This is a genomic window from Streptomyces mesophilus (assembly GCF_040300965.1).
In the GTDB taxonomy this organism is placed as follows: domain Bacteria; phylum Actinomycetota; class Actinomycetes; order Streptomycetales; family Streptomycetaceae; genus Streptomyces; species Streptomyces mesophilus_A.
This window is the reverse complement of the sequence record NZ_JBEPEW010000018.1, coordinates 63,278-87,792: the sequence shown is the minus strand read 5'-3', so window position 1 is coordinate 87,792 and position 24,515 is coordinate 63,278. Positions and strand designations below refer to the sequence as shown.

General features: G+C 69.7%; 25 protein-coding genes and 2 pseudogenes. 16 read left to right on the top strand and 11 right to left on the bottom strand.

Translation table 11 applies throughout. From position 1 onward, the window contains the following. Positions 1–129 (bottom strand): DUF6479 family protein (locus ABT367_RS09840; protein ID WP_352251404.1); only part of this gene is annotated, 129 nt, incomplete at its 3' end. A 227-nt stretch (positions 130–356) separates the two neighbouring features. Between ABT367_RS09840 and ABT367_RS09835 the strand changes: the two genes are divergently transcribed. Then, positions 357–974, top strand: coding sequence for an RNA polymerase sigma factor (locus ABT367_RS09835; RefSeq protein ID WP_352251394.1), 618 nt, complete (start codon positions 357–359; stop codon positions 972–974). Further along, positions 971–2,017, top strand: coding sequence for a CU044_5270 family protein (locus ABT367_RS09830; protein WP_352251392.1), 1,047 nt, complete (start codon positions 971–973; stop codon positions 2,015–2,017). The genes ABT367_RS09835 and ABT367_RS09830 overlap by 4 nt, the downstream gene beginning before the upstream one ends. 34 nt (positions 2,018–2,051) lie before the next feature. Here ABT367_RS09830 and ABT367_RS09825 read toward each other — a convergent pair whose 3' ends face one another. Next, the gene (locus ABT367_RS09825; protein ID WP_352251390.1) at positions 2,052–2,531 is read right to left on the bottom strand and encodes a Dps family protein; all 480 of its coding nucleotides are present in this window, start codon (positions 2,529–2,531) and stop codon (positions 2,052–2,054) included. 216 nt (positions 2,532–2,747) lie between these two features. Here ABT367_RS09825 and ABT367_RS09820 point away from each other — a divergent pair, with 216 nt between their 5' ends. Both ABT367_RS09820 and ABT367_RS09815 read left to right on the top strand, forming a co-directional pair. Next, positions 2,748–3,638 (top strand): RNA polymerase sigma-70 factor, encoded by an 891-nt coding sequence (locus ABT367_RS09820; protein ID WP_352251388.1) that lies wholly within the window; start codon positions 2,748–2,750, stop codon positions 3,636–3,638. A 94-nt stretch (positions 3,639–3,732) separates the two neighbouring features. Beyond that, the gene (locus ABT367_RS09815; RefSeq protein ID WP_352251386.1) at positions 3,733–6,084 is read left to right on the top strand and encodes a glycoside hydrolase family 65 protein; all 2,352 of its coding nucleotides are present in this window, start codon (positions 3,733–3,735) and stop codon (positions 6,082–6,084) included. Between the two features lie 39 nt (positions 6,085–6,123). Here the strand turns inward: ABT367_RS09815 and ABT367_RS09810 are convergent, their stop codons facing one another. Beyond that, a complete protein-coding gene (locus tag ABT367_RS09810) occupies positions 6,124–6,384 on the bottom strand; it encodes a WhiB family transcriptional regulator (protein ID WP_352251384.1) in 261 nt (86 codons plus the stop codon). A 224-nt stretch (positions 6,385–6,608) separates the two neighbouring features. Between ABT367_RS09810 and ABT367_RS09805 the strand changes: the two genes are divergently transcribed. Continuing rightward, the gene (locus ABT367_RS09805) at positions 6,609–6,980 is read left to right on the top strand and encodes a VOC family protein (RefSeq protein WP_352251382.1); all 372 of its coding nucleotides are present in this window, start codon (positions 6,609–6,611) and stop codon (positions 6,978–6,980) included. Positions 6,981–6,983: 3 nt separating this feature from the next. Here the strand turns inward: ABT367_RS09805 and ABT367_RS09800 are convergent, their stop codons facing one another. Then, positions 6,984–7,745: a DUF899 family protein gene (locus ABT367_RS09800; protein WP_352251380.1), complete on the bottom strand. Its 762-nt coding sequence runs from the start codon at positions 7,743–7,745 to the stop codon at positions 6,984–6,986. 108 nt (positions 7,746–7,853) lie between these two features. Between ABT367_RS09800 and ABT367_RS09795 the strand changes: the two genes are divergently transcribed. The 5 genes and pseudogenes from ABT367_RS09795 to ABT367_RS09775 all read left to right on the top strand — a co-directional run. Then, entirely contained in the window at positions 7,854–8,840 is a 987-nt protein-coding gene (locus tag ABT367_RS09795; protein ID WP_352251378.1) for a glutathione S-transferase family protein, read from the top strand. A gap of 23 nt (positions 8,841–8,863) precedes the next feature. Then, positions 8,864–9,724, top strand: a complete 861-nt coding sequence (locus ABT367_RS09790) for a fructosamine kinase family protein (protein WP_352251376.1) — start codon at positions 8,864–8,866, stop codon at positions 9,722–9,724. 205 nt (positions 9,725–9,929) lie between these two features. After that, positions 9,930–10,382, top strand: a complete 453-nt coding sequence (locus ABT367_RS09785; protein ID WP_352251373.1) for an ATP-binding protein — start codon at positions 9,930–9,932, stop codon at positions 10,380–10,382. A gap of 45 nt (positions 10,383–10,427) precedes the next feature. Continuing rightward, positions 10,428–10,583: pseudogene (locus tag ABT367_RS09780) on the top strand (SDR family NAD(P)-dependent oxidoreductase); the annotation flags it as partial. Positions 10,584–10,618: 35 nt separating this feature from the next. Beyond that, a pseudogene (locus tag ABT367_RS09775) lies at positions 10,619–10,995 on the top strand (hypothetical protein); the annotation flags it as partial. On the opposite strand, the gene ABT367_RS09770 reads toward ABT367_RS09775, so the two are convergent. Next, complete coding sequence (locus ABT367_RS09770; RefSeq protein WP_352251371.1) at positions 10,920–11,303, bottom strand: Ser-Thr-rich GPI-anchored membrane family protein; 384 nt, start codon at positions 11,301–11,303, stop codon at positions 10,920–10,922. The pseudogene ABT367_RS09775 and the gene ABT367_RS09770 sit on opposite strands and share 76 nt — an antisense overlap. A 274-nt stretch (positions 11,304–11,577) precedes the next feature. Here ABT367_RS09770 and ABT367_RS09765 point away from each other — a divergent pair, with 274 nt between their 5' ends. After that, entirely contained in the window at positions 11,578–12,069 is a 492-nt protein-coding gene (locus ABT367_RS09765; RefSeq protein WP_352251369.1) for a DUF2975 domain-containing protein, read from the top strand. Continuing rightward, positions 12,069–12,290, top strand: a complete 222-nt coding sequence (locus ABT367_RS09760; RefSeq protein WP_352251367.1) for a helix-turn-helix domain-containing protein — start codon at positions 12,069–12,071, stop codon at positions 12,288–12,290. The genes ABT367_RS09765 and ABT367_RS09760 overlap by 1 nt, the downstream gene beginning before the upstream one ends. A 78-nt stretch (positions 12,291–12,368) precedes the next feature. On the opposite strand, the gene ABT367_RS09755 is transcribed toward ABT367_RS09760, so the two are convergent. The 3 genes from ABT367_RS09755 to ABT367_RS09745 all read right to left on the bottom strand — a co-directional run bounded on the left by ABT367_RS09755 (position 12,369) and on the right by ABT367_RS09745 (position 16,541). Beyond that, on the bottom strand, positions 12,369–12,650 hold the full coding sequence (locus ABT367_RS09755) for a putative quinol monooxygenase (RefSeq protein ID WP_352251402.1): 282 nt from the start codon (positions 12,648–12,650) through the stop codon (positions 12,369–12,371). 131 nt (positions 12,651–12,781) lie between these two features. Then, positions 12,782–15,376 carry a GH32 C-terminal domain-containing protein gene (locus ABT367_RS09750; RefSeq protein WP_352251365.1) on the bottom strand — a complete coding sequence of 865 codons (2,595 nt, stop codon included), beginning with the start codon at positions 15,374–15,376 and terminating at the stop codon, positions 12,782–12,784. A 202-nt stretch (positions 15,377–15,578) separates the two neighbouring features. Continuing rightward, positions 15,579–16,541, bottom strand: coding sequence for a carbohydrate kinase family protein (locus ABT367_RS09745; RefSeq protein ID WP_352251363.1), 963 nt, complete (start codon positions 16,539–16,541; stop codon positions 15,579–15,581). Positions 16,542–16,914: 373 nt separating this feature from the next. Here ABT367_RS09745 and ABT367_RS09740 point away from each other — a divergent pair, with 373 nt between their 5' ends. The 4 genes from ABT367_RS09740 (at position 16,915) to ABT367_RS09725 (ending at position 20,995) form a co-directional block, all read left to right on the top strand. Continuing rightward, on the top strand, positions 16,915–17,967 hold the full coding sequence (locus ABT367_RS09740; RefSeq protein WP_352251361.1) for a sugar ABC transporter substrate-binding protein: 1,053 nt from the start codon (positions 16,915–16,917) through the stop codon (positions 17,965–17,967). Positions 17,968–18,014: 47 nt separating this feature from the next. Continuing rightward, positions 18,015–19,010 (top strand): ABC transporter permease, encoded by a 996-nt coding sequence (locus ABT367_RS09735; RefSeq protein WP_352251359.1) that lies wholly within the window; start codon positions 18,015–18,017, stop codon positions 19,008–19,010. Positions 19,011–19,027: 17 nt separating this feature from the next. Next, the gene (locus tag ABT367_RS09730; protein WP_352251400.1) at positions 19,028–19,864 is read left to right on the top strand and encodes an ATP-binding cassette domain-containing protein; all 837 of its coding nucleotides are present in this window, start codon (positions 19,028–19,030) and stop codon (positions 19,862–19,864) included. A 93-nt stretch (positions 19,865–19,957) separates the two neighbouring features. Continuing rightward, on the top strand, positions 19,958–20,995 hold the full coding sequence (locus tag ABT367_RS09725) for a LacI family DNA-binding transcriptional regulator (protein ID WP_352251357.1): 1,038 nt from the start codon (positions 19,958–19,960) through the stop codon (positions 20,993–20,995). A gap of 44 nt (positions 20,996–21,039) precedes the next feature. On the opposite strand, the gene ABT367_RS09720 is transcribed toward ABT367_RS09725, so the two are convergent. The 3 genes from ABT367_RS09720 to ABT367_RS09710 form a co-directional block, all read right to left on the bottom strand. Then, on the bottom strand, positions 21,040–22,524 hold the full coding sequence (locus tag ABT367_RS09720) for a glycoside hydrolase family 32 protein (RefSeq protein ID WP_352251355.1): 1,485 nt from the start codon (positions 22,522–22,524) through the stop codon (positions 21,040–21,042). Between the two features lie 142 nt (positions 22,525–22,666). Next, the gene (locus tag ABT367_RS09715; protein ID WP_352251353.1) at positions 22,667–23,539 is read right to left on the bottom strand and encodes a carbohydrate ABC transporter permease; all 873 of its coding nucleotides are present in this window, start codon (positions 23,537–23,539) and stop codon (positions 22,667–22,669) included. A 1-nt stretch (position 23,540) separates the two neighbouring features. Beyond that, positions 23,541–24,380 carry a carbohydrate ABC transporter permease gene (locus ABT367_RS09710; RefSeq protein ID WP_352251351.1) on the bottom strand — a complete coding sequence of 280 codons (840 nt, stop codon included), beginning with the start codon at positions 24,378–24,380 and terminating at the stop codon, positions 23,541–23,543. Positions 24,381–24,515 lie beyond the last annotated feature (135 nt).

Genomic DNA, 24,515 nt, shown 5'->3' with positions numbered 1-24,515 from the left:
GTCCTGCCTGCGGCGGCCCCACACGAACGCCCCGATGAGCATGCCCACGATGGCGAGCCCCACCAGGGCCAGCACGACACCGACCGCGGCGCCCCGTGCGGCGGCCTGCTCGGTCCAGCCGGTACTCATGACGTTCATCCCGGTGTTCATGGCGTTCATGGCGTTCATCCGTCGCGAGTACCCGCCCGGCCGCCGCTCAGGCACACCCCCTCGCACAGCTCCCACGTCCTCCGGCACGCCCGCTGTCCCACTCCGCACGGCCCCACACCCCCTGTGACCCGTAACACGGGAACCCGCCGCAAGCCGCGGAGAGGACGTGATGTGAGGTGGAACGGCGACAACGGCATGGAGTACGGATGCGGGAACGGATCAGGGCGGGCGACCGCGAGGCCTTCGCGGAGCTCTACGAGGAGCACGCCCGGGCGGTCTACCACCATGCCCTGCGGCTGACCGGCGACTGGTCGGCGGCCGAGGAGATCATGTCCGACACGTTCCTGGACGCCTGGCGGACCCGGGAGCGGGTGGAACCGGAGGGCGGCTCCCTCAAGCCCTGGCTGCTCGGCATCGCCACCAACAAGGCGCACAACGCGAACCGGGGCAGGATCCGGCGCCTCGCCTTCCTGGCCCGGCGCCCGGCGCCGCCTCCGGTCGCGGACTTCGCGGACGAGACCGCGGGCCGTATCGACGACGCACGCCAACTCGCCGCCGTGCAGGCGGCGTTGGGCAGGCTGAAGCGCCCGGAGCGCGAGGTTCTGGCCCTGTGCGTGTGGGCCGGTCTGGACTACGAGCAGGCCGCGCAGGCGCTGGATATCCCGGTGGGGACGGTTCGTTCGCGGCTGTCGCGCGCCCGCGCACGACTGCGCCGGATCGCCGACGAGGAGGTCCTGGTCCGGCGGGAACCGTCCGGGGACGGCGGAGAGAAGAACAGTGGCGCCGCGTTCGCGGCTCTGCCCGTACAGGAGGCAACTCGATGACCGCCCCGATGAATTCGGCATCCGGCCCCGACCGGGCCGCACGCGATGAGGTCGCCGCACTGCTTCCGGTGCCGCCCGAGAGGGCGCTCCCCGCGGGCGTTCACCGCCATCACAAGGACAAGCTCATGCAGTTGATCGACAACGACCAGGCGGCCGCATCCGCACCTCGGCGCCGCCCGCGGGTGCGCCCGGCACTGCTCGTACCGGCCGCGCTCGCGGTCGCCGGGGCGCTGGTCGTCGTGCTCGGCACCGGATCCGACGGGCAGCCCGGCGCCGGCCCGGCGAAGGGGAACCGGATCGAGGCACAGAACCAGCAGGGCGCGATCGTCCTGCTCGACCGGATCGCCGCGGCCGCCGAGGAGACCCGACCGGCGAAGGTACGGGCCGACCAGTTCGTCTATGTGCGTTCCCTGCAGACTGGCAACCAGGGCGACTTCAACGGCAGGGTCGAGGTCACCCCCGCCGCACCGCGCGAGGTCTGGATGTCGCAGCGGCCGGGCCCGGCGCTGCGGTACGGGCTGATCCACCAGGACGGCGACTACTTCCCCATCGAGGAGGGCGTACCGGACGGCGAGACCTCCAAGGGCACTCCGGAGAGCATCCACCGGCCCACGTACACCTGGCTGGCCGGACTGCCCACCGACCCGGACGCGCTGCTCGATCTCCTGTACGCGCAGACCGAGCCGAGCGACGTGACGGACGCTCACCAGGCGGTCTTCGAGGCGATCGGCAACCTCATCGCGGAAACGGTGCTCCCGCCGGCGAACGCCGCGGCTCTCTACAAGGCCGCCGCCAAGCTGCCCGGCGTCACCGAGGTGGCCGACGCCGTGGACGCGAAGGGCCGGCACGGAATCGGCATCGCCCGTGTGGACCCGTTCTCGTCCGTACGCACCACCTGGGTCTTCGACAGGAAGACGCTGTCCTACCTGGGGCAGCGCGACACTTTGACGAAGGACACCTTCCGCGGCGACGCGGGAGCGTTCCTGGGCGCGTCGGCGGTCCTGGAGCGCGGCATCGTGGACGCGGAGCGCGAGCGCCCCTGACGGCGGCCCGGTGGGGCGCCGCCCGGACGGCGCCCTACTGGGGCTTGGGGTGTTCGGCCTGGAACATCCAGTGGTGCTTCTCCAGCTGAGCGGTCAGCCCGAGCAGGACGTCCTGGCTCACAAGGTCGGTGTCCCCGGTGATCCGGATGCGTTCGTGCATCCGCCGGATCGTCCCGGCGAGTGCGTCGATGAGCAGTTCGACGACGGCGTGCTCCTGCAGCCAGCCGTCCGGCGGCTGGGCGACATCCGAGTGCCGGGCAAGGGTCGCGGCCCGTCCGTCGGGCGGGACCCCGATGGTCGACGAGCGCTCGGCGATGGTGTCCGCGTAGGTACGTGCGGTCGCGACGACCTCGTCGAGCTGCAGATGGATCGAGCGGAACCGCGGCCCGAGAATGTTCCAGTGCGCCTGCTTGGCGATCAGCGACAGATCGAGCAGATCGACGAGCGCGCCCTGCAGGACTTCCCCGGTGGCTTTGATGTCGGCCTCGGGGACCGGGCTGTTCACGGCAGTCATCTGACAGGCCTCCTGGGCGGAAAGGGAAGAGTGCTGATCGACCGGGTGCCCCACCGTCCGGCGGCCATTCACCCCTGTGGATACGGGGCTCGGGTGACGTGGGGCACAGGCCTGCCCGGGGTCCGGAAGGAGACGACCTTCGGGGGCGTTGTCACAGATCCGCACGGTCCGGCATCCCATGGGTGACCGCCTTCCGACCGCACCGAGGAGCCGCAGATGAGCCAGTCCACGGACCCCGCCACCGCCGCCTTCGTCGAGCACCGCAATCTGCTGTTCACCGTCGCGTACGAGATGCTCGGCTCCGCGGCGGACGCCGAGGACGTGCTGCAGGAGACGTGGCTCAAGTGGACCGGTGTGGAGCTCGACGAGGTCCGTGAGCCGCGGGCGTACCTGGTGCGGATCACCACCCGGCAGGCGCTGATGCGGCTGCGCTCGCTCAAGCGCCGCAAGGAGGACTACGTCGGGCCGTGGCTGCCCGAACCCCTGCTCACCGCCCCGGACGTGGCCGAGAACGTAGAGCTCGCGGAGAGCGTCTCGACGGCGATGCTCCTCGTCCTCGAGACGCTCTCGCCCACCGAACGCGCGGTGTTCGTGCTGCGGGAGGTCTTCGCCCTCGGATACGACGAGATCGCCGCCGCGGTCGACAAGTCCCCCGCGGCCGTACGCCAGATCGCGCACCGCGCCCGCAGCCATGTCGCGGCGCGCAGGCCCCGCGAGACCGTCACCTCGCACGCGGCGCAGGGCGCGCTCGACGCGTTCCGGCACGCCGTCGAGACCGGTGATCTGCAGGGTCTGCTCGACAAGCTGGCACCGGATGTCGTGATGCTGACGGACGGCGGCGGGGTCAAGCAGGCACTGCTGCATCCCCTCGCCGGTGCCGCGGAGGTGGGTTCCTTCCTCGGGCTCGCCCTGCCCCGGCTCAAGGAGACCGGCTCGGTCGAACCGGCCCAGGTCAACGGGCATCCGGCGCTGATCATCCGGATCGGCGGGGACCTGGACGGGGTGCTGACCGTGCGGATCGACGAGGGCCTGATCACCGGCCTCTACCACGTCCGCAACCCGGAGAAGCTCTCGCACATGGCGGACGAGACCCCCGTCGGCCGCTGAGGGGCCCCGGGCTTGATCCGTCGCGTGCGCGGTACCCGTCCTCGATGACCCGTATCGACACCGTGGCCGGCGTCCGACGAGCGGAGGGCCGCCCGTGATCACGCACTCCGGTTTCACCACCGAGCCCTGGCAAGTCCGGGAGGAATCCCTGCAGTTGGATGTGCTGCCGCAGACGGAGTCGCTGTTCGCGCTCTCCAACGGCCATATCGGCTGGCGCGGCAACCTCGACGAGGGCGAGCCGCACGGGCTGCCCGGCAGCTACCTCAACGGTGTCCACGAGCTGCACCCCATGCCGTATGCCGAGGCGGGCTACGGCTATCCGGACTTCGGCGAATCCGTCATCAATGTCACCAACGGCAAGGTGATGCGACTGCTCGTCGACGACGAACCCTTCGACCTGCGCTACGGCACCCTGCACCACCACGAACGCACCCTCGACTTCCGTACGGGACAACTGCACCGCGCCGTCGACTGGACCTCGCCCGCGGGACGCCGCGTCCGGGTGCGCTCGACCCGGCTCGTCTCGCTGACCCAGCGCGCCGTGGCCGCGATCCGCTACGAGGTGGAGCCGGTCTCGCACGAGACGCGGGTCGTCGTGCAGTCCGAGCTCGTGGCCAATGAGCAACTGCCGCCGCACAACGGGGACCCGCGCGGCTCGACCGTGCTGCAGTCGCCTCTGCGCTCGGAGGAACATCACGCCTCCGACGTGCATCTGGGCCTGATCCACACCACCGACAAGAGCCGGCTGCGCGTCGCCGTGGCCGCCGAACACCGGGTGGACGGGCCGGACGGCTGGCAGGGCACCTCCGAGGCCGAGCCCGATCTCGCGCGCTTCACCGTGGTCGGCCGGCTCTCCCCCGGCGAGCGGCTGCGGGTGGACAAGACGGTGGCGTACGGCTGGTCGCGTACCCGCTCGCTGCCGGCCCTGCGGGATCAGGTGGACGCCGCACTGGCCGCCGCCCGGCATACGGGGTGGCAGGGGCTCGCCGACGAACAGCGCGGGCGCCTGGACGCCTTCTGGGACTGTGCGGATGTGGAGGTGCGCGGCGACCAGCGGCTCCAGCAGGCCGTGCGGTTCGCCCTGTTCCATGTGCTGCAGGCGGGCGACCGGGCCGAGGAACAGCCCATCCCCGCCAAGGGTCTGACCGGTCCCGGCTACGAGGGGCACTGCTTCTGGGACACCGAGGCGTACATCCTGCCGATCCTCACCTACACCGACCCCGACGCCGTGGCCCAGGCCCTGCGGTGGCGGCACAGCACCCTGCCCCTGGCGCAGGAGCGCGCGAGCCAACTCGGCCTCGCGGGTGCGGCGTTCCCTTGGCGCACCATCGCGGGCCGGGAGTGCTCGGGCTACTGGCCGGCCGGTGCCGCCGCCTTCCACGTCAACGCGGCCATCGCCGCGGCGGCGGTGCGCTATGTGGAGTGCACGGGCGACGAGGAGTTCGAACGGCACATCGGCGTGGACATCCTGGTGCACAGCGCACGGCTGTGGCATTCGCTCGGGCATCACGACGATGCGGGCACGTTCCATATCGACGGGGTGACGGGTCCCGACGAGTACAGCGCCCTGACCAACGACAACCTCTACACGAATCTCATGGCCCAGCAGAATCTCCGCGACGCCGCCGAAGCGGTGGAGCGGCACCCGGAGGCCGCACGGCGCCTGGGGGTCGACGAAGGGCAGGTGCGCTGCTGGCGCCGGGCCGCCGACGCCATGGCCGTCCCGTACAGCGAAGAACTCCAGGTCCACGAGCAGTCGGCCGGGTTCACTCGCCGCGCCCGCTGGGACTTCGCCGCCACGCACCCCGACCAGTACCCGTTGATGCACCACTTCCACTACTTCGCCCTCTACCGCAGCCAGGTGATCAAACAGGCGGATCTGGTGCTCGCGCTCTTCCTGCGCGGGGACGCGTTCACCGACGAGGAGAAGGCGCGGGCATTCGCGTACTACGAGGAGCTGACGGTGCGGGACTCGTCCCTGTCGGCCGCCTTCCAGGCGGTCGTCGCCGCGCGTACGGGGCATCTGGACCTGGCGTACGACTATCTCGGCGAGACCTCGCTCATCGATCTGCTCGACCTGGAGCAGAACACCCGCGACGGCCTGCATCTCGCCTCGCTCGCGGGCAGCTGGATCGCCCTGGTCGCGGGTTTCGGCGGGCTGCGCCGGCAGGGCGGGGACCTCTCCTTCTCACCGCGGCTGCCCGGCCACCTCTTCCGCCTCGCGTTCCGCATCACCGCGTTCGGCCGCCGGATCTCCGTGCGCATCACGCGCGACGCGGCGGAGTACACGCTGCTCAGCGGCGAGCCCCTGGTCATACGCCATCACGGCGAGGAGGTGCGTCTCGCCCCTGAGCGCACCGAGACCCGTGCGCTGCCCGACCTGACGCCGCCGCGCACACCCGCTCAGCCGAAGGGACGTGAACCGGTGCCGTTCGCGCAGCAGTGAGGCCCCTGCGTCCTCGGCGGATACGGGGTTCCCATCGGTTCAGCGGAAACGGGTGCCGTACCGCTCCCTGCGGCGCCGGGCCCGCAGCATCGGCACCCGTTCGGCCTCCGAGGTACCGCCCCAGACGCCGGACGTCTGTCCGCTGCGCAGCGCCAGGTCCAGGCACTGTCGCGCCACCGGACACCGACCGCACACCGCCTTCGCGTCCTGGAGGTCCCGCAGCGCAGGGCCTGTCGTGCCGACGGGGAAGAACAACTCCGGGTCCTCCCGCACGCATTCGGCCCGTTTCATCCACTCCATGTCCATCCCTTCACGGCACCGGAGCCTCGCGGGTACCCCGCGTACCGCAGGAGATGGGTGAGCCAGGGAACGAATTCGGAGCCTCGGCCCGACGTCCGGGCCGCATCAGACGGTCTTGGCAGGGCACTCGCCGGCGAGAAGTGACGCGGGAGAAGCCGCCGGAGCGAAGTCCCCGGAACGAAGTCACCCGAGCAAAGACACCGGAACACAGGAGGTTGATCCCCATGCCGGTCGCCACGTACTGCCTGGTCGCCGTCGACTGCCCCGACCCCGCGGCCCTCGCCGGCTTCTACGCCGCTCTGCTCGGCGGCGAGATCAAACAGGACAACGAGGACTGGTACGACCTGTACGCACCGGGCGGCCACCGCATGGCGTTCCAGCGGGCTCCGGGCCACCAGCCGCCGCAGTGGCCGCGCGCCGACACCAACTCCCAGCAACTGCACCTCGATCTGACGGTCACGGACATGGCCGACGCCGAGGCCCAGGCCCTGGCGCTCGGCGCCATGCCCTTGGACCTCGACGACGACAACGGCCGCCGCGGCTTCCGCGTCTACGCGGACCCGGCAGGCCACCCGTTCTGTCTGTGCCGCGCCTGAGCGTCAGTGGCAGTGGGTCATCCGGCCCAGTGTCTCCACCGCAGTCGCGCCCGGGCGGGTCCACTGCGGTGTGGGGCGGCCGGTCGGGCCCCAGGTGGGGTTGCCCTCCGCGTCGAAGCGCCAGGACCAGCACGCGTCGAGTCCCTTGGGCCAGCCCTCGGGGTTGTCCTCCCACTGCTCGCCGCGGCCGTACGGTGTCATGTCGAGCAGACCGAGGGCCGGGTTCGCGCGCTCGTTGCCGCGGCCCGTCGTGGAGTACGTGAGGAACGTACGGTCACCGTCGCGCAGATAGCTCGTGAGGTAGCCCATCTCGCCGCCGGCCGGCTCGTCGACGCCGCGCACCGAGTACCAGGGCTGGGTGTAGCCCATGAACTCGACGTAGGCGGCGACTTCGTCCCAGGCGCCCGTGGTGACGACGGCGAACGAGACGTTGCGGGCGTTGAGATAGACGGAGTCGTCGAGGTGCCAGGCCGTGGTGGTGCAGCCCTCGCACTGTCCCTGGTGGGGCGCGCCGTCGTACCACATGTGCTTGTAGACCACGAGCTCCTCGCGCCCCTGGAACAGGTCGAGGAACGGCACGGCCCCGTCGGCGCCGACCACCTCGACGCCTCCGTCGAACTCCACCATCGGCAGCCGCCGCCGCGCCGCCGCGATCGCGTCTCCCTCACGTGTGTGCGCCTTCTCGCGTACCAGCAGCTCGTCGCGTGCGGCCTGCCAGGTGGGGAGGTCGGCGACGGGCGGGCGGCCGGGCAGTTCGGTCGTCATGGGTTCTCCGCGGTGTCTGGTGCGGGCGGCGTCGTACGGCGCCGCATTTCCGGTCATCGGAGATGACTCCGCGCGCCACCGGAACTCATCGGCGTCTAGGCTCGGTGTATGGCTGGTGGTGGAGAGTTCAAAAGGGATCAGAACTACATCACGACGCGGATCACGGCCGACGGCCGCGACGGCTTCCCCGTGGAGCCCGGGCGCTATCGCCTGATCATCGCCCGCGCCTGTCCCTGGGCGAACCGGGCGGCGATCGTACGGCGTCTGCTGGGGCTCGAGGACGTGCTTTCGATGGGCATCGCCGGACCGCTGCACGACGAGCGCAGCTGGTCGTTCGATCTGGACCCCGGCGGCAGGGACCCCGTGCTCGGCATCGAACGCCTGCAGGAGGCGTTCTTCAAGCGGGATCCCGACTATCCGCGCGGTATCACCGTGCCCGCCCTCGTCGACATTCCGACGGGGCAGGTGGTGACCAACGACTTCGCACAGATCACGCTCGACTTCGGGAGCGAGTGGGCGGCACATCACCGGGACGGGGCGCCGGACCTCTATCCGGAGAAACTGCGCGACGAGATCGACGACGTGGCCGCCAAGGTCTTCACGGACCTCAACAACGGTGTCTACAAGTGCGGTTTCGCCACCTCGCAGGAGGCGTACGACAAGGCGTACCGCCAACTGTGGGACAGGCTCGACTGGTTGGAGGAGCGCCTGACGACGCGCCGCTACCTGGTCGGCGACGCGATCACCGAGGCGGATGTGCGGCTCTTCCCCACGCTGGTCCGCTTCGACGCCGTCTACCACGGTCACTTCAAGTGCAATCGGCACAAGCTGAGCGAGCTGCCCGCCCTGTGGGCGTACGCGCGGGACCTCTTCCAGACGCCCGGTTTCGGCGACACCATCGACTTCGAGCAGATCAAGACCCACTACTACGGGGTGCATCGCACGGTCAATCCGACCGGGATCGTCCCACTGGGACCCGATCCGAGCGGCTGGCTGACGCAGCACGGGCGGGACGAGCTGGGCGGCCGGCCGTTCGGCGACGGCACCGCGCCGGGGCCCCCGCCGGCCGGCGAGCGGGTCCCGCCGCTGGTCTGACGGCGCGGGCCTACCCTGGCCGGATGTCCCCCACGGATCCCGCGACAGCAGCCGCACTCCACACCGGTGGCACTGTGTCCGGGGTGCGGGACCGCTCCGGGGCCCTGTCCGAGGTGGAACTGCTCGACGGGCGCTCGGTGATGGTGAAGCAGAACCGTGCGCCGGGGGCGACGCGGGCCGAGGCCACGGGCCTGGAGTGGCTGGCCGCGTCAGGAACCGTGCGGGTGCCGTTGCTCCACGGGTGGGACGAACGGTGGCTGGTCACCGAGCGGGTGGTGACCGGACCACCCGGTCGCTCCGCGGCCGTGCAACTGGGGCGCTCCTTGGCACGGATGCACCGCGCCGGCGCCCCCGCGTTCGGCGCCCCGCCGCCGGGCGGCCCCGTCGAGGCGTACATCGGAGAGGCGCCGATGGTCAACAACGCCCAGGACAGCTGGCCGAGTTGGTACGCGGACCATCGTGTCCTGCCGTATCTGCGCACCGCCGTGGATCACGGCACGATCCGGCCGCGGGAGGCCGAGACCGTCGAGGAGCTCTGCGACCGGCTGCCCGGCCTTGCCGGTCCGGCCGAACCACCGGCCAGGCTGCACGGGGATCTGTGGAACGGCAACGTCCTGTGGGGCGCTGACGGCCATCCGTATCTGATCGATCCGGCGGCACACGGCGGCCACCGGGAGACGGACCTGGCCATGCTCCATCTCTTCGGCTGCCCCCAACTGCCCTCGGTCGTCGAGGGTTACGAGGAGATCGCCCCGCTGTCCGAAGGCTGGCGCACCCGCATCGCACTGCACCAGCTCTTTCCGCTTCTGGTGCACACGGTCCTGTTCGGCCGCGGTTACGCCGAACAGGCCCTGGACGCGGCCCGATCGGCCCTCACCCTCTGAACCCGGCGCGGACTGAGGGGCATTCGGCGGTACGTCCCGCACAGCGCGCGCCGGAACAGCGAACGGCTCGCGCCCGGGTACGGCCGAAGGTGGTAACCGGCTGCACGGATACGGGCAGACGGGCATGAGCGGTGTGAGGTCGGGCACACGCCACGACGAGGTGCACTCAGATCGCCGTCGTCCCACCCGAAGAGAGGCACTCCCCATGCACCGGCACTTCCGCCACGGCAGTGGATCACCCGACCGGCACTCGCCGCCCGGCACACCCGCCGAGGCACGCGCGCGCGTCAAGCGCCTGCTCGCCTTGCGGTTCGGGGCCAACGGCCGTGAGCTGACCCGGGATCCCGGCGTCGCGGACATCCTCCTGGTGACCTCCGAACTGTGCAGCAACGCACTGAACCACGGGGGTGGCATCGCCGCCTTCGGTATCCACGTCGAAGAGGACGGCGTGGCCCTGGAGGTGGCCGACCACTCCTTCCGGCTCCCGGCCACGCGCGCCGACGCCACCGATGCGGAGGCGCCGGGCGGCTACGGATGGAAGCTCGTGGAGCGGCTGTCCGGCGACGTGAGCGTCATGCTCTGCTCGGACGGCAAGGTCGTCAGCGTATGGATGCCCTTGCGCCCTCACCCGAAGCGGACGCTCGCGGCAACGGCCTGACACCAGCGGCCCCCTCACACCGCGGCGGCCGACGGAATCCGGCCGGCCGTACTGCCGCATATGCGCGCCCAGGGCGGCGGACGCGTCATCAACATCTCGTCGGTGCTCGGGATCGCACCCCAGCCCTTCATGGCTCTCTACGTCGCGTCGAAGCACGCCGTCGAGGGCTACTCCGAGTCCCTGGACCACGAGGTCCGGCAGACGACGCCCCCGCCGTCGCCGCCCAAGTAGCCCCTCACCGGGACAACCCCGGCGACGGGTGTCCCAACGCCGCCCTGCTCGACGGGATCGGGCGCTGTACGGAAGCGACCAGACAGGCGTACACCGACGGCCTGCTGACCGTCATCGACGGCTTCGCCGCCCGGCTCGCGCCCGACGACCCACCGTCGGCCCGTGTGCGGGCACTCGGCCTTCTCGGCATGCTGGCCGGGACATTGCGCAGCTCTCCCGAGCCCTGACCGACCGGCAGCTCGCCGACGAACTCCTCGAACAGGGCATCCGCAACGCCCCTCGCACTGATGCGCCGAGCAGCGTGACTCAGGCTGCGGTGACAGTGATCGGGCCGCTGTACGCGTCGAGCATGCCGGCGGCAGACGTGACCAAGACCCGGTAGGTGCCCGGTGCGAGGTCGGGCACGGTGACGACGGCGCGGCGGTCGTCCGTGCCGATCTCGGTGGCGAGGACGGCTTCGGTACGGACCTGGGTCCCTGCCAAGGTGACGAGTTCGATGTCCACCACGTCGCCGGCCTGGCCCACGACCCACCAGGTGACGCTCTGCTCACTGCCGCTGGGACAGATCGCACCGGCCTCGGGCGTCTGCACGAGAAGGCTGTCCGATTCCAGCAGCACCGCGGCTTCGGGACGGTTCAGACCACGCCAGAGGCGCTTGGCGGACGACACGACAGAGCGGGCGCTCGACATGGTGCTCCCTTGCAGAAGACGCACCGGTGAACCCGGTGGGGGCCTTGCCCCTGTTTGCGTCCGACCAGGGTCTCGCACCTGGGGCATCGCTCCGTCCGGCGGTAGTCCTCGCTTCGCGGCCCGAAGGGCCCGACGGGTCCCTGACCGGGCTCAGCCTTTTGACCGGCTGCCGGAGCCGGCGCATTGGGCATCGATCGGCGACGTTCCGGCTCGAGCTTGCGCCACCTATCGAGTTTCGATAGATTCCCATCGCTTATCGATGAGGAGATGGCATATGGGACAGCTCACCGTGCGCGCGCTGCGCGCCGTGCTCGTGGTGGTGTTCACCGGCACCGTGTTCGTACAGGCATTGATGCTGTGGGCTCTGGTCAGCGGCAATGACCCGGAGGACGGGTCGCTCCCGCTGACACCGCTGCGCGTGATCACGATCGTGGGCATCGGGACGGTCCAGGTCGCTCTCGTCTGCGTATGGCGACTGGTGACGATGGTGCGACGTGGAACCGTCTTCTCCCACGCCGCCTTCCGCTACGTCGACGGCATCATCGGCGCGATCGTCGCGGCCGCACTCGTTTGGTTCACGGTCACCGCCGTCAACGCGCCCGGCCAGCGGGACGACCCGGGCGTCACCGTGATCATGGGCGGGATCGGCGTAGCCGTCCTGGGAGTCGCCCTCATCGTGCTCGTCCTGCGGATGCTGCTCGCCCAGGCCGTCGCCCGCGACGCCGAGGCGGCACAGTTCCAGGCCGAGCTGGACGAGGTGATCTGATGCCGATCACCGTCGACATCGACGTGATGCTCGCCAGACGGAAGATGTCCGTGGGCGAACTCGCCGACCGAGTGGGGATCACGCCCGCCAACCTGGCGGTACTCAAGAACGGCCGCGCCAAGGCGGTGCGCTTCACGACGCTCGCCGCCCTCTGCGAGGTACTCGAATGCCAGCCGGGCGACCTGCTGCGCTGGGAGGCCGAGAGCACCACGGGCGAGTGAACCGGCCCTGCCGACGCGTCGGCGCCGCGAACTCCGCAGACGGAGCTGCGGAGTTCGCGGCGCTCCACGTCCAAACCGTCATTCCACCGCATCAAGGAAGGTCAGCACCGAGGCGTCCTCCTCTATCAGCGGGGCGAGTGCCATGTTGAACGGGGCGCCGTACGGAGCTTTCAGGTGGGCCTGGAAGGCTGCTTCGTCCTCGTACACCTCGAAGATCCAGAAAGCCCGCGGGAACGCCGCCTTCGTGTAGATCTCGAAGGCGAGGTTTCCCTCTTCATCACGCACCTTGCCGGCGTACTCCCGAATCAGCCGGGACACCTCACCCTCCGCTCCCTCGCGTGCGGTGAACTCGGCGAGCAGGGTCTTGGGCTTGGCATCGGGCTTGGGCTTGGCATCGGGCTTGGGCTTGGCATCGGGCTTGGGCTTGGCATCGGGCTTGGGCTCGGTGTTGGTCTTGCGCACTGTGTCGAGTCCTTCGCGGTCGGGCCGGATCAGTCGCGGTACGAGTCGAGGCGCCATACGCGGGCCTTGTCCAGCTTCACCGAGCCGTTCTCGGCGAAGATCTCCACTCCTCGGGCGTCCGGGTCGGGGAAGATCTGGTCGGTGATCACGGCTTCGCCCTTGCCTCCGAAGACCTCGACCGACGACCAGTCGACGAGGATCCGCAGCTTGACCTTGCCGTTCTCGGCCTTCAGCGGTGCGCGTTGGACGCCGGGGAAGCTGTCGCTGAAGTCGACGGCACCCGAGCGCGTGCGGTCCACGTACAACTCCTGGGTGGTGGCGTCGTAGCCGATGACTGTCTCTTCGCCGCCTGCGCCGGTGCGCACCTTCAGGCCGAAGCGCTCGGCGTCCTCGAGGGAGAAGGTCGCCTCGATGTCGAGCGCCTTCCCGGTGGCCGACTGTCCGCCCAGCGGCCGCGAGGTGTTCGTGACCGTGACGCCGGTGGCCGTCGCCGCGTCTTCCTGGCGCAGCGACTTGAGGCTGCCCACCGGCTCACTGGTCAGCCGGATCCGGCCGTCCACGGTACGCAGGGCCATCTGCCGGGGCACGCTCTGGGCGCTGCGCCATGGGGAGGTCGGGGTGGCGCCCGCGTACTCCCAGTTGTTCATCCAGCCGACCATGTAGCGCTTGCCGCCCGGTGCGTTCTCCCAGGACACCGCCGCGTAGTAGTCCTTGCCGTAATCGGCCCAAGCGGCGCGCTGCACCGTGGATTCGGCCGGCGCGTCGGCGGTCGTGAACTGGTCGGCGAGGATGTGCCCCATGCCCCCGGTGTTCCGGTCGACGAGCTGGATCCGGGCCTTCTTCCCCGCGTACGGTCGCAGGTCGAAGGAGGCCCAGTCGAGGGACTCGGTGTGGGTACCGCTGGCGCTGCGGACCACCTTGCCGTCGACGAGGAGGTTGACGGCCGTCTCGCGGGAGACGGGCTGGGCCGCGGCGTCGGACAGCATGATGTGGTCGACGTTGATATGGCCCCAGCCACCGGTGTGATCGTCGACGATGCGGATCCGCGCCGTCTTGCCGGCCAGCGCCTTGACGTCCCAGGAGGCCCAGTTGAGTGCCTCACCGTCCTTGCCTGTCGTGCTGCGGACGACTTCGCCGTCGACGAGGAGTTCGACGGCCGTGGGGTTCTCGGCACTGGACGGATGATTGCCGCCGCCGACGAGGAAGTTGATGTGGTCCTTGTCGACGGTGAACTCCGGCGAGGTGAGTGTGCCCGTGGTGGAGTCGCCCTGCCGGAAGCTGTTGACCAGGCCCTTGCCCAAGTACCCGTCGACTTCCTGCTGGTTGGGCAGGGTGCCGGCGGCGGGTGCCGCACCGAAGGCGTTGCCGGTCGTCGTCCAGTCGCCGTAGTCGCCGCCTTCGAAATCGGCGAGGACCGTGCCCGCGGGCGGATCGGCCGGCCCGGGCACCGTGCCGGGCTTGTGCGGGTGCCGTCCGCCGCCGACCTTGAAGTTCAAGTACCGGCTGTCGACGGTGAATTCGGGCGAGGTGAGGGTGCCGGTGGTGGCGTCGCCGCCGTGGAAGCTGTTGGCGAGCCGCGCGCCGTCGAATCCGGTGACCTCCGACTGCCCTGCCAAGGCGCCTGCCGCCGGACCGTCGCCGAACGCGGTGCCGGTGGCGGTCCAGGTGCCGAAGTCGGCTGCTTCGAAGTCCTGCACGACGGTTCCGGCAGGCGGGGTGTACGTACCGGAGTCCTCGGCGGTGAACTTCTTGCCGTCGAAGTCGCCCACGAAGTACTGGGCCCCCGAACCTCCCGCGATCCCACCGGGGTTCATGTTGACGACAAGGACCCACTTGGTCTTCTTCCTGTCGCCGTCGACGGGAAGGGGGAACAGGTCGGGGCATTCCCAGACCCCACCGGTCGCGCCGGCCGGACCGAACTCGCTGAGCAGCTCCCAGTCCTTGAGGTTCTTCGACGAGTAGAACCGCACCTTGTGCTCGGTGGAGAGCGAGACCGTCATCAGCCAGCTCTTGGTCGGCGCGTACCACTGCACCTTGGGGTCCCGGAATTCCTTGGACCCGATGTCCAGGACGGGATTGCCCTCGTACTTGGTCCAACTGCGGCCCCGGTCGGTGCTGTAGGCGAGCGCCTGCGCCTGCACACCGGTGGCCTTGTCGAGACTGGTGTAGATCGCCACCATGGCCGGGTCCTGCTCCGTACCGAACCCGGTGGTGTTGTCCCAGTCGACGACCGCACTGCCGGAGAACACCATCTCCTTGTCATCGTGCGACAAGGCGAGCGGAAGCTCCTTCCAGCGGACGAGGTCCTTGCTGACCGCGTGCCCCCAGGACATGTCGCCCCACGAGTTGCCGTTCGGGTTGTACTGGTAGAAGAGGTGGTACTCGCCCTTGTAGTACACGAGCCCGTTGGGGTCGTTCATCCAGTTCTTCTGCGGCGAGAAATGGAACTGGGGGCGGTACCTCTCCGAGAACGGCGGGGAGTCCGGCGGAGTGTCGGACGCCGCGGCTCGGGACGGCAGCGTGGCGGCCTGGGAAGGCAGCGTTGCGGCGGACATGGCGCAGACGGTTGCCACGGCGGCGATCAGCCGTCTGCGGGCGGGCCGGGATTCGCGTACAGAGCTCATGATCTCTCCTGTGCGGAGGGAGGTGGAGTGAAGGGCCGGGTCGGTGTCATCGTTGACTTATGTCATCGATGACACCGGCGAGCCGATGATGGAGTCGAGTCGGCCGTCGCGTCAACGGTTCGCGCACAAAGCCCCGTTGAGCGCCGCACGGCTCGTCAGGCTGAACGCCGCACGGCTCGCGAGTTGAGCACCGCACCGCTCCTCAACCGCGCCCACTGGTGGCGAGCTGCTCAACTTCGCTCCGCCACGGCGGGTTGGGGCCGGGAACCGAGCAGGTCAGGGCCGCGACCCGGGAGGCGAACCGACAGGCTCCCGCCACGTCGTCGAGGCGCACGTCCGGCAGCCGGCCGCCGAGCAGACCTCTCGTGCCGAGATGGTGCAGCAGTCCGGCGGTGAAGGAGTCCCCCGCGCCCACGGTGTCGACGACGACCGCCGCGGTGGCCGGCATCTGCAGACGTTCACCGTCGAGCGAGGCCAGCACTCCGCCTGCGCCGCGCGTGATCACGACGAGCCGCGCACCCGCCGCATGCCAGATGTCGCACGCCTCCTCGGGCGAGGTGCCGGGCAGCAGGATCTCCAAGTCCTCCTCGCTCAGCCGCAGCACGTCGGCGAGGGTGCACCAGTACGCCAGCCGGTCGCGGTAGACCTCCGGCCGGACCAGCAGGGGCCGGACGTTGGGGTCGATGCTGATCGTCGCTCCGGGGGACGCTGCCGCCAGGAAGTCCTCCACCACTGGCGCGCCGGGCTGCCGCACCAGGGCGAGGGATCCGGTGTGGACGCAGGCGGTCCCGGACAGGTCCACGCGCGCCAGCTCCTCGGCGCTCCACTGCCAGTCGGACGTGCTCTGCGCATGGAACGAGAACGTGGCCTGCCCCTGCGCGTCCAGCTCGGCCACAGCCAGCGTGCTGGGCTCGGCCGCCTCGACGGCGTATGACAGATCCACGCCGGATGCCTCGAGATGGCCGCGGAACAGACGGCCGAACACATCCCCGGATATGCGGGCCAGGAAGCGGGCCGAGGTGCCGAGCCGCGCCAGGGCCACTGCCGTGTTCGCAGGTCCGCCACCCGGCAGCACGCGCAGCGCCAATTCGCCGGTGGCGCTTGCCGGTTCGGTGAAGGCGTCGGCGACGCACTCACCGAGGACGGTGATCTGACGTGGAGTCATGGGCAGCTCTTCTCTCGGAAGTACGGGCGGGAAGTACGGGCTGAAGTGCGGGCTGAAGTGCAGGCTGAAGTGCAGGCTGAAGTGCAGGCAAAGGCGCACCTGCGCGGCACCGCCGCCGCTCGACTCCGTACGGCGTCACGAGGCACTGGACCGTTGCCGGTTCACCGGGGCCGGAAGGTGCGTTGCCGATTTGTGACGAGCGGAAGGCATTGACGTTGCCGGGATGCGGAGTCCATCATCCTCGCCAGGCAGTGTCAACGATGACATAAGTCAACGATGACATCGGGCGGACCCCTGAGGCCACTCGCGCAGTGCTCAGAGCCCGACCCGACCCGGCCCGACCCACGCCGCCAGCCATCCCACAGGAGTCGCCATGTCACGCACCACCCGTACGTCCCGCTCCACCCTCACGACTCGTACGTCCCGCTCCGCCTTCGCAGCCGCCGCGCTCACCACAGCAGCGGCACTCACGCTCGCGGCCTGCGGATCCGGCTCCGGATCGGGCCCCGCCGGCGGCAGTTCGGACAGCGTCAAGGTCGGCCTGATCACCAAGACCGACACCAACCCGTTCTTCGTGAAGATGAAGGAGGGCGCCGAGCAGGCAGCGAAGGAGCATGGAGCCGAACTGCTCACTGCGGCGGGCAAGTTCGACGGTGACAACGCCGGACAGGTCACGGCGATCGAGAACATGGTCGCCTCGGGCGTCAAGGGCATCCTGCTGACCCCCAGCGACTCCAAGGCCATCGTGCCCGCGATCGAGAAGGCCCGCGCCAAGGGTGTCCTGGTCATCGCCCTGGACACCCCGACGGAGCCGCAGAGCGCGGTCGACGCCCTGTTCGCCACCGACAACCTCAAGGCCGGTGAGCTGATCGGCCAGTACGCGAAGACCGCCATGGCCGGAAAGTCCGCGAAGATCGCCACTCTGGACCTCGCGCCGGGTGTCTCCGTGGGCGTCCAGCGGCACAACGGCTTCCTGAAGGGCTTCGGCATCAAGGAGGGCGACCCCTCCGTCGTCTGCTCCCAGGACACCGGCGGCGACCAGGCCAAGGGGCAGACGGCGATGGAGAACTGCCTCCAGAAGGAGCCGGACATCAACGTCGTCTACACGATCAACGAGCCGGCCGCCCTCGGCGCGTACACCGCGCTCAAGGCCAAGGGCCGGGAGAAGGACGTCCTGATCGTCTCGGTCGACGGCGGCTGCACCGGGACCCAGGCGGTCAAGGACGGCAAGATCGCCGCCACTTCGCAGCAGTACCCGCTGAAGATGGCCGCGCAGGGGGTCGAGGCTGTCGTGAACTACGCCAAGGACGACAAGAAGAAGGCGTCCGGCTACACCGACACCGGGGTCACGCTCGTCACCGACAAGGCGCAGGACGGGGTCACGTCCGAGGACACCGGCTACGGGCTGGAGAACTGCTGGGGCTGAGCCGCCCCACAAGGACGACAACCCCCGTATTCCGACAAGGACTTGGCATGACAGCAACGACCACGCCGTACTCCGAGCTCGCAGCGCCGTCCACGGCCCGCAGGCTGTTCGCGGCACCGACCACAGGGCCCCTGGTCGCCCTCCTGGTGGCCTGCGCCTTCTTCTCCGTATCGACCGATCAGTTCCTCACCGGCGGCAACTTCTCCCTGATCGTGCAGCAGGTCATGGTGGTCGGCACCCTCGCCATCGGCCAGACGCTGATCATCCTCACCGCGGGCATCGATCTGTCCTGCGGAGCGGTCATGGCGTTCGGCAGCATCGTGATCGCCAAGATGGCGGCCGAGGGCTCTCTGCCGCCGCTCGTCGCCATCGCCCTCGGCATCGGCGTATGCGGTGGATTCGGGCTGCTCAACGGCCTGTTGGTGCAGAAGATCCCGCTGCCGCCGTTCATCGTCACCCTCGGCATGCTGAACGTGGCGTTCGCGCTGACGCACATCTACTCCGAGGAACAGACGATCTCCAACCTGCCCGGGCCCCTCACGGCGTTGGGCGAGACCTTCCCACTCGGCAACACCGACATCACCTACGGCTCCCTGGTCACCATCGGCCTCTTCCTCCTCCTGGCGTACGCGCTGAGCAGCACCGGCTGGGGTCGCCATGTCTACGCCCTGGGCAACAGCCCGGAGGCCGCACGCCTGAACGGCATCCGCACCTCCCGCCTGACCATCGGCGTCTACACCGCCGCCGGTCTGCTGTACGGCATCGCCGCACTGCTGCTCATCTCCCGTACGGGGGTGGGCGATCCGCAGGCCGGCCAGACGGACAACCTCGACAGCATCACCGCGGTCGTCCTCGGCGGCACCAGCCTGTTCGGCGGACGCGGCTCGGTCCTGGGCACCTTCATCGGTGTCCTCATCGTCGGAGTCTTCCGCAACGGACTGCAGCTGATGGGGGTCGCCTCCATCTACCAGACGCTGATCACCGGAATCCTCGTGATCCTCGCGGTGACCGTCGACCAGATCTCCCGGAAGAAGGCACGATGACCTCCATGGAAGGCCCGATGGCCGCGATCTCCTCCCCCACCCCCGTCCTCCAGGCCCGCGGTCTGGTCAAGCGCTACGGCCATGTGACCGCCATCGACGGAGCCGACTTCGATCTGCTGCCCGGCGAGGTTCTCGCGGTCATCGGCGACAACGGAGCCGGCAAGACCAGCCTCATCAAGGCCCTCACCGGCGCGGTGGCCCCGGACGAGGGCGAGATACGGCTCAACGGCGAACCCATCACCTTCTCCGGCCCGCAGAGCGCACGCGCCCACGGCATCGAGACCGTCTACCAGGACCTCGCGGTGGCCGCCTCCATGGACATCGCATCGAACATGTTCCTCGGCCGCGAACTGCGCCGCCCCGGTCTCCTCGGCAGCACCCTGCGCATGCTCGACAAGAAGCGTATGCGCCAGGAAGCCGCCGAGCACATGGCCGACTTGAAGATCGGGCTGCGCTCGCTCACACAGTCGGTCGAGACCCTCTCCGGCGGCCAGCGCCAGGCCGTCGCGGTCGCCCGCGCGGTCGCCTGGGCGCGCTCGGTGGTCGTCATGGACGAACCCACGGCCGCCCTCGGCGTCAAGGAGTCCGGTCAGGTACTCGACCTGATCCGCAGGGTCCGGGACAAGGGCCTGCCCGTCGTCCTGATCAGCCACAACATGCCGCATGTCTTCGAGATCGCCGACCGGATCCACGTCCACCGCCTCGGCCGGCGCGCCGCTGTGATCAAGCCGGGCGACTACTCGATGGCGGAGGTCGTCGCCATCATGACCGGGGCTCTCAGCATCGACGAGGCCGGGGATACTGTCGTAGCGGATTCCGAGGCGGCGAAGGCCGCGGGAGTCCACGCCAACTGACGCGTCACGGGTCCCGGCGGCCTCGGCCGGGACCCACGGGAGCCGGGACCCACCAGGACCGGGACCCACGAGCAACAGGAGACTGTTTCCGCCATGGCAGCGAAGCGCCGCCCCACGCTGGCAGACGTCGCCCGAGAAGTGGGCGTCAGCGCCAAGACCGTCTCCCGCGTCCTCAACGAGGACGGGCCCGCCTCGGCCGCGACCAAGGAGCAGGTGCTCGCCGCCGTGGCCAAGCTGGGCTTCCAGCCGAACCTCATGGCACGCAACATCCGCGTCGGCGGCCCCGACACCACCGTCGGCCTCGTCGTCCCCGACCTGTCCAACCCGTTCTTCGGAGCGGTGGCCCGCGGTATCGAGGACGCGGTACGCGAGCGCGGACTGACCCTGCTCATGGGGTCGTCGGCGGACGATCCCGACCGGGAGCGCGCGCTGACCGACAAGTTCCTCGGCCGCCGTATCAGCATCCTGATGGTCGTGCCGTCCGTCGGCGCGGACCATTCCCCGCTCAAGGGTCACCGCTCGGGAGGGCTGCCGGTCGTCTTCCTCGACCGGCCGGGTACGGGACTGGCCACGGACAGCGTGGTCAGCTCCAACCGGGAGGGCTCCCACGAGGGCGTCGCCCACCTGATCGCCCATGGTCACCGCCGTATCGGATTCGTCGGCGACCTGCCCACCAAGCTCTACACCCGGCGCGAGCGTCTGGCCGGCTACCGCTCGGCCCTGCAGGAAGCGGACATCCCTTACGACCGGTCGCTGGTCGTCAGCGCACATGACCAGCAAGGGGCCGGGGCCGCCACGTCAGGTCTGCTCGACCTGGCCGATCCGCCCACGGCTCTGTTCGCCGGCAACAACATCATGGCCCTCGGCATCGTCGCCGAACTCGCCCGCAGCAAGCGCAAGGACGTGGCGGTGGTCGCCTTCGACGACGTCTCGCTCGCCGAGGTGCTCGAACCGGCCCTGACGGTCGTCGCCCAGGACCCCGAGGAGATCGGCAGGTCGGCGGCGGCCACCGCCCTGGCCCGGCTCGACGGCGACCGTTCCCGTGCACGTACCGTCACCGTGCCCACCCGGTTGATCGTCCGGGGTTCAGGTGAACTGCCCATGCGGGTGACCGAGGCCGGACGTCGGTGAAGGGCGGCGCATCGGCCGCCCTTCACTGCTCGTACGCCTGGGACTCAAGCCTCCTGCCCCTGCCCCGATCCCGCCGACAGCGCCTCATGACGGGCACCTTCGGGGGACAAGTCCCATGCTTCTACGGCGAATTCACTGCGCCCGGCACCGGTCGTACGGGCCTCCAGTCGCCACGGCCCGTCGGCGCGCGGATAGAACCGGAGCGTGAGCGCCTGCTCGTCGGCCACGTACACCTCGGCTATGGAGCGGTCCACGATCACGCGCAGTTCCACCTCGGCGCCGGGGTTCGCCGCGGCCGGGCAGGGCGCGGTGAAGGAGCCGCCGCGCGCCCGCGGGTCGTGCGATGCGTGGGTGCGGTCGACGACGAGATGACCCGCCGCCGGGTCAAGGCTGATGTCGAGGTACTCGGAGCCGTCGGCTGAGGTGATCAGCCGCAGCCCACTGGTACCCGTCGTGTCGGGGATCAGGGCAGCAGTCAGGTCGAAGGCGGTGCCGACCTGCCCGAGTTCGACCGGCTCGGACGCCTTGGCGTGCCCGGCGCGGTGCAGTACTCGCGCCCCGCGCAGGGCGAGGAGTTCCCGGGCCGGCCGCTGGGCGAGCGTGCCGTCGGCGTTGAGACTCACCTCGCGCGGGAGCGTCAGGACGCCTGCCCAGCCGTCCTCGTGCGCCCACGCGTCGTCGCGCGCCTCCCAGGACCAGCCCCACATCAGCCATCTGTCCTCCCCCGGCACATCGCCCGGTGCCTTCAGGAGCGCGGGGGCGTAGAAGTCGGGTCCGTGGTCGAGGGGTTGGGGCTGTGCGCTCGGCGTGAAGGTGCCGTTGTGCTCCCGGCCGATGTGGACGGTGGTGTGACTGGGGCCGCCCTGCGGTGTCCAGTCACTGACGATCAGGACTCCGCGGTCGCCGAACGGCGCGTACTGCGGGCACTCCCAGCCGACCGGCCCGCCGTCGACCGCGGCATCGCTGCTGTGGAACGGGCCGCGATACGCCCAGTGCTCCAGGTCTGCGGACTCGTACAGCTGCGCCGCGCCCCGGCCGTCCTCGAGCGCGGAACCGACGAGCATGCGCCAGCGGCCGTCCTGCCGCCAGACGTACGGGTCCCGGTACATGGTGGTGTCGGTGGGTGGCTCGGGGATGAGCAGGTGGGGACGTTTGGTCCAGGTGCTGCCGTTGTCGTGCGACTCGGCCGTCGTCACCGGTTGCCACCAGCGGTCGTCGCGATGGGCGGAGTAGAAGGCGACCAAGCGACCGTCGACGGAGATGGCGTTGCCCGAGTAGCAGCCGTCGGCGTCGTATCCGCCGGGGGTGGGGGCGAGGGCGACGGGCAGGGGCTCCCAGTTGATCAGGTCCGGGCTGCGGAAGTGGCCCCAGTGCACGTGCTTGTGCTGAGGTCCGTACGGGTTGTACTGGAAGAACACGTGATAGTGACCGTCGTGGAAGACCAGCCCGTTGGGGTCGTTGACCCAGTTGCGGGGCGGTCGCAGATGGACGGCGGGCAGGTGGGCGGCGCGGTGCGGCGACGTGGGCACACGGAACCTTTCTCAGGGCGTGCGAAGCACACAGAGATCATGGGGAAGGGCGGCACAAGGGGTGCGGCGCGGCAGCTCGGAGCCGGCGCGGGATGCCGGCGCCGGGCCGTTCACGGCTGAACGGCCGGGCGCCGTAAGGAAGTCAGCCCTTGACCCCGGTGGAGGCGATGCTGCTGACGAAGGCCCGCTGGAACGCCACGAAGAGCGCCAGGATCGGCACGGTGATCATGGAGGAGTACGCCATGATCTGGCCCCAGCCCACGTTCAGCTGGAAGAAGTAGGAGATGCCGACCATCACCGGCCGCAGCTCCTCGCTCTGCACCACCATCAGCGGCCACAGATAGGAGTTCCAGGCGGGCAGGAAGGTGAGGATCGCGACCGTGGCGACGGCCGGCCCGGACAGGGGCATGACGATCCGGCGGTAGATCGTGAACCAGCCGGCGCCGTCCACGATCGCCGCTTCGTCCAGCTCCTTGGGGATGCTGCGGAAGTACTGGTGGAAGAAGAAGATCGAGAAGGCGTTGGCCACGAACGGCAGGATCTGCACCTGGTAGGTGTCCATCCAGCCCGTGGTCCACTCGAGTCGGAAGCCGTTGGCGCGCAGCAGCGGCAGCTGGTTGACCCACCACACCAGGGGCAGCGCGAACGTCTCGAACGGCACGATGAGCGTGGCGATGACGGCGGTCAGGACCAGCTTGCGGCCGGGCCAGCGCATCCGTGACAGGGCGAAGGCGGCAAGGCTGTTGACGATGATGCCGAGCACCACGGTGATGGTGGAGATCAGCACGGAGTTCAGCAGGAACCGCGCGGCCGGGACCCGTTCGAAGACGCCTGTGTAGTTGTCCAGGGACACGTCTCCGAAGGGCAGGAAGGCGCGCAGGGAGCCCAGGTCTCCGAAGATCTGGTCGTCCGGTTTGAAGGACGAGACGACCATGAACACGAGGGGCAGCGCGAAGACCAGGGCCAGGGCGACGCGGACCCCGTGGCCGCCGAGGCGCTTGAGGAAGGCGGCCATGTCAGTCCCTCTCCCGGGTCAGGAATCGCTGGACGAGTGACACCGCGAGAACGAGTACGAAGAAGATCAGCGAGATGGCCGCCGCGTACGCGGTCTGCTGCTGGTCGTAACCGGTGTGCACCGCTTGGTGGACGACGGTGGTGGTGGAGTCGAGCGGACCGCCCTGGGTCATCACCCGGATCTGGGTGAAGAGGCTGAACGCGGCGATGGTGATGGTGACGAGCACGAACGTGCGGGTCTCCCGCAGGCAGGGCCACGTGACATGGCGGAACCGGTCCCAGCGGGTGGCGCCGTCGAGGTCGGCGGCCTCGTACAACTCGGCCGGGATGGTCTGCAGCCCGGCCAGCCAGATGACCATGTGGAACCCGACGCCCTGCCACACCGACATCAGGATGACGGCGGGCATCGCGGTGGCCGGGTCGCCCAGCCAGTCCGGTCCGTCGACGTGGCCGAAGGTCAGGGTGGAGATGACGCGGTTGACGAGGCCGTCCTGCCGGTAGAGGAAGGTCCACAGGAGGGACACCACGACCATCGATGTGACGACCGGCAGGAAGTAGACGGTGCGGAAGAAGTTGACGCCGCGCACCTTCGCGTTGACAAGGAGCGCCAGGACGAGCGCGAGCCCGGCCTGCAACGGGACGACGACGGCCGCGAAGTACGCCGTATTGCGCAGGGACTTGTAGAAGACCGGGTCCTCGAAGAGCCGGGTGAAGTTCCTCAGGCCGACGAAGCGGGCCGGGGTGGGCGAGATGAGCCTCGCGTCGGTGAACGCCAGAGCGAAGGCGAGGGCGACCGGTACGACGAGGAAGACGAGCAGCAGCACGACGGCCGGGGTGGCCATGCCGAAGGCGGTGAGGCTTTCGCGGCGACGGGCGCTTCTCGTTCGGGTTCGCCGGACCGGACGCAGCCGCTCCAGGGCTGCGAGCATGGTGGTCACGTTTCTCCAGAGGGCCGGTCCGGTTCGGGGGCGCCCTCG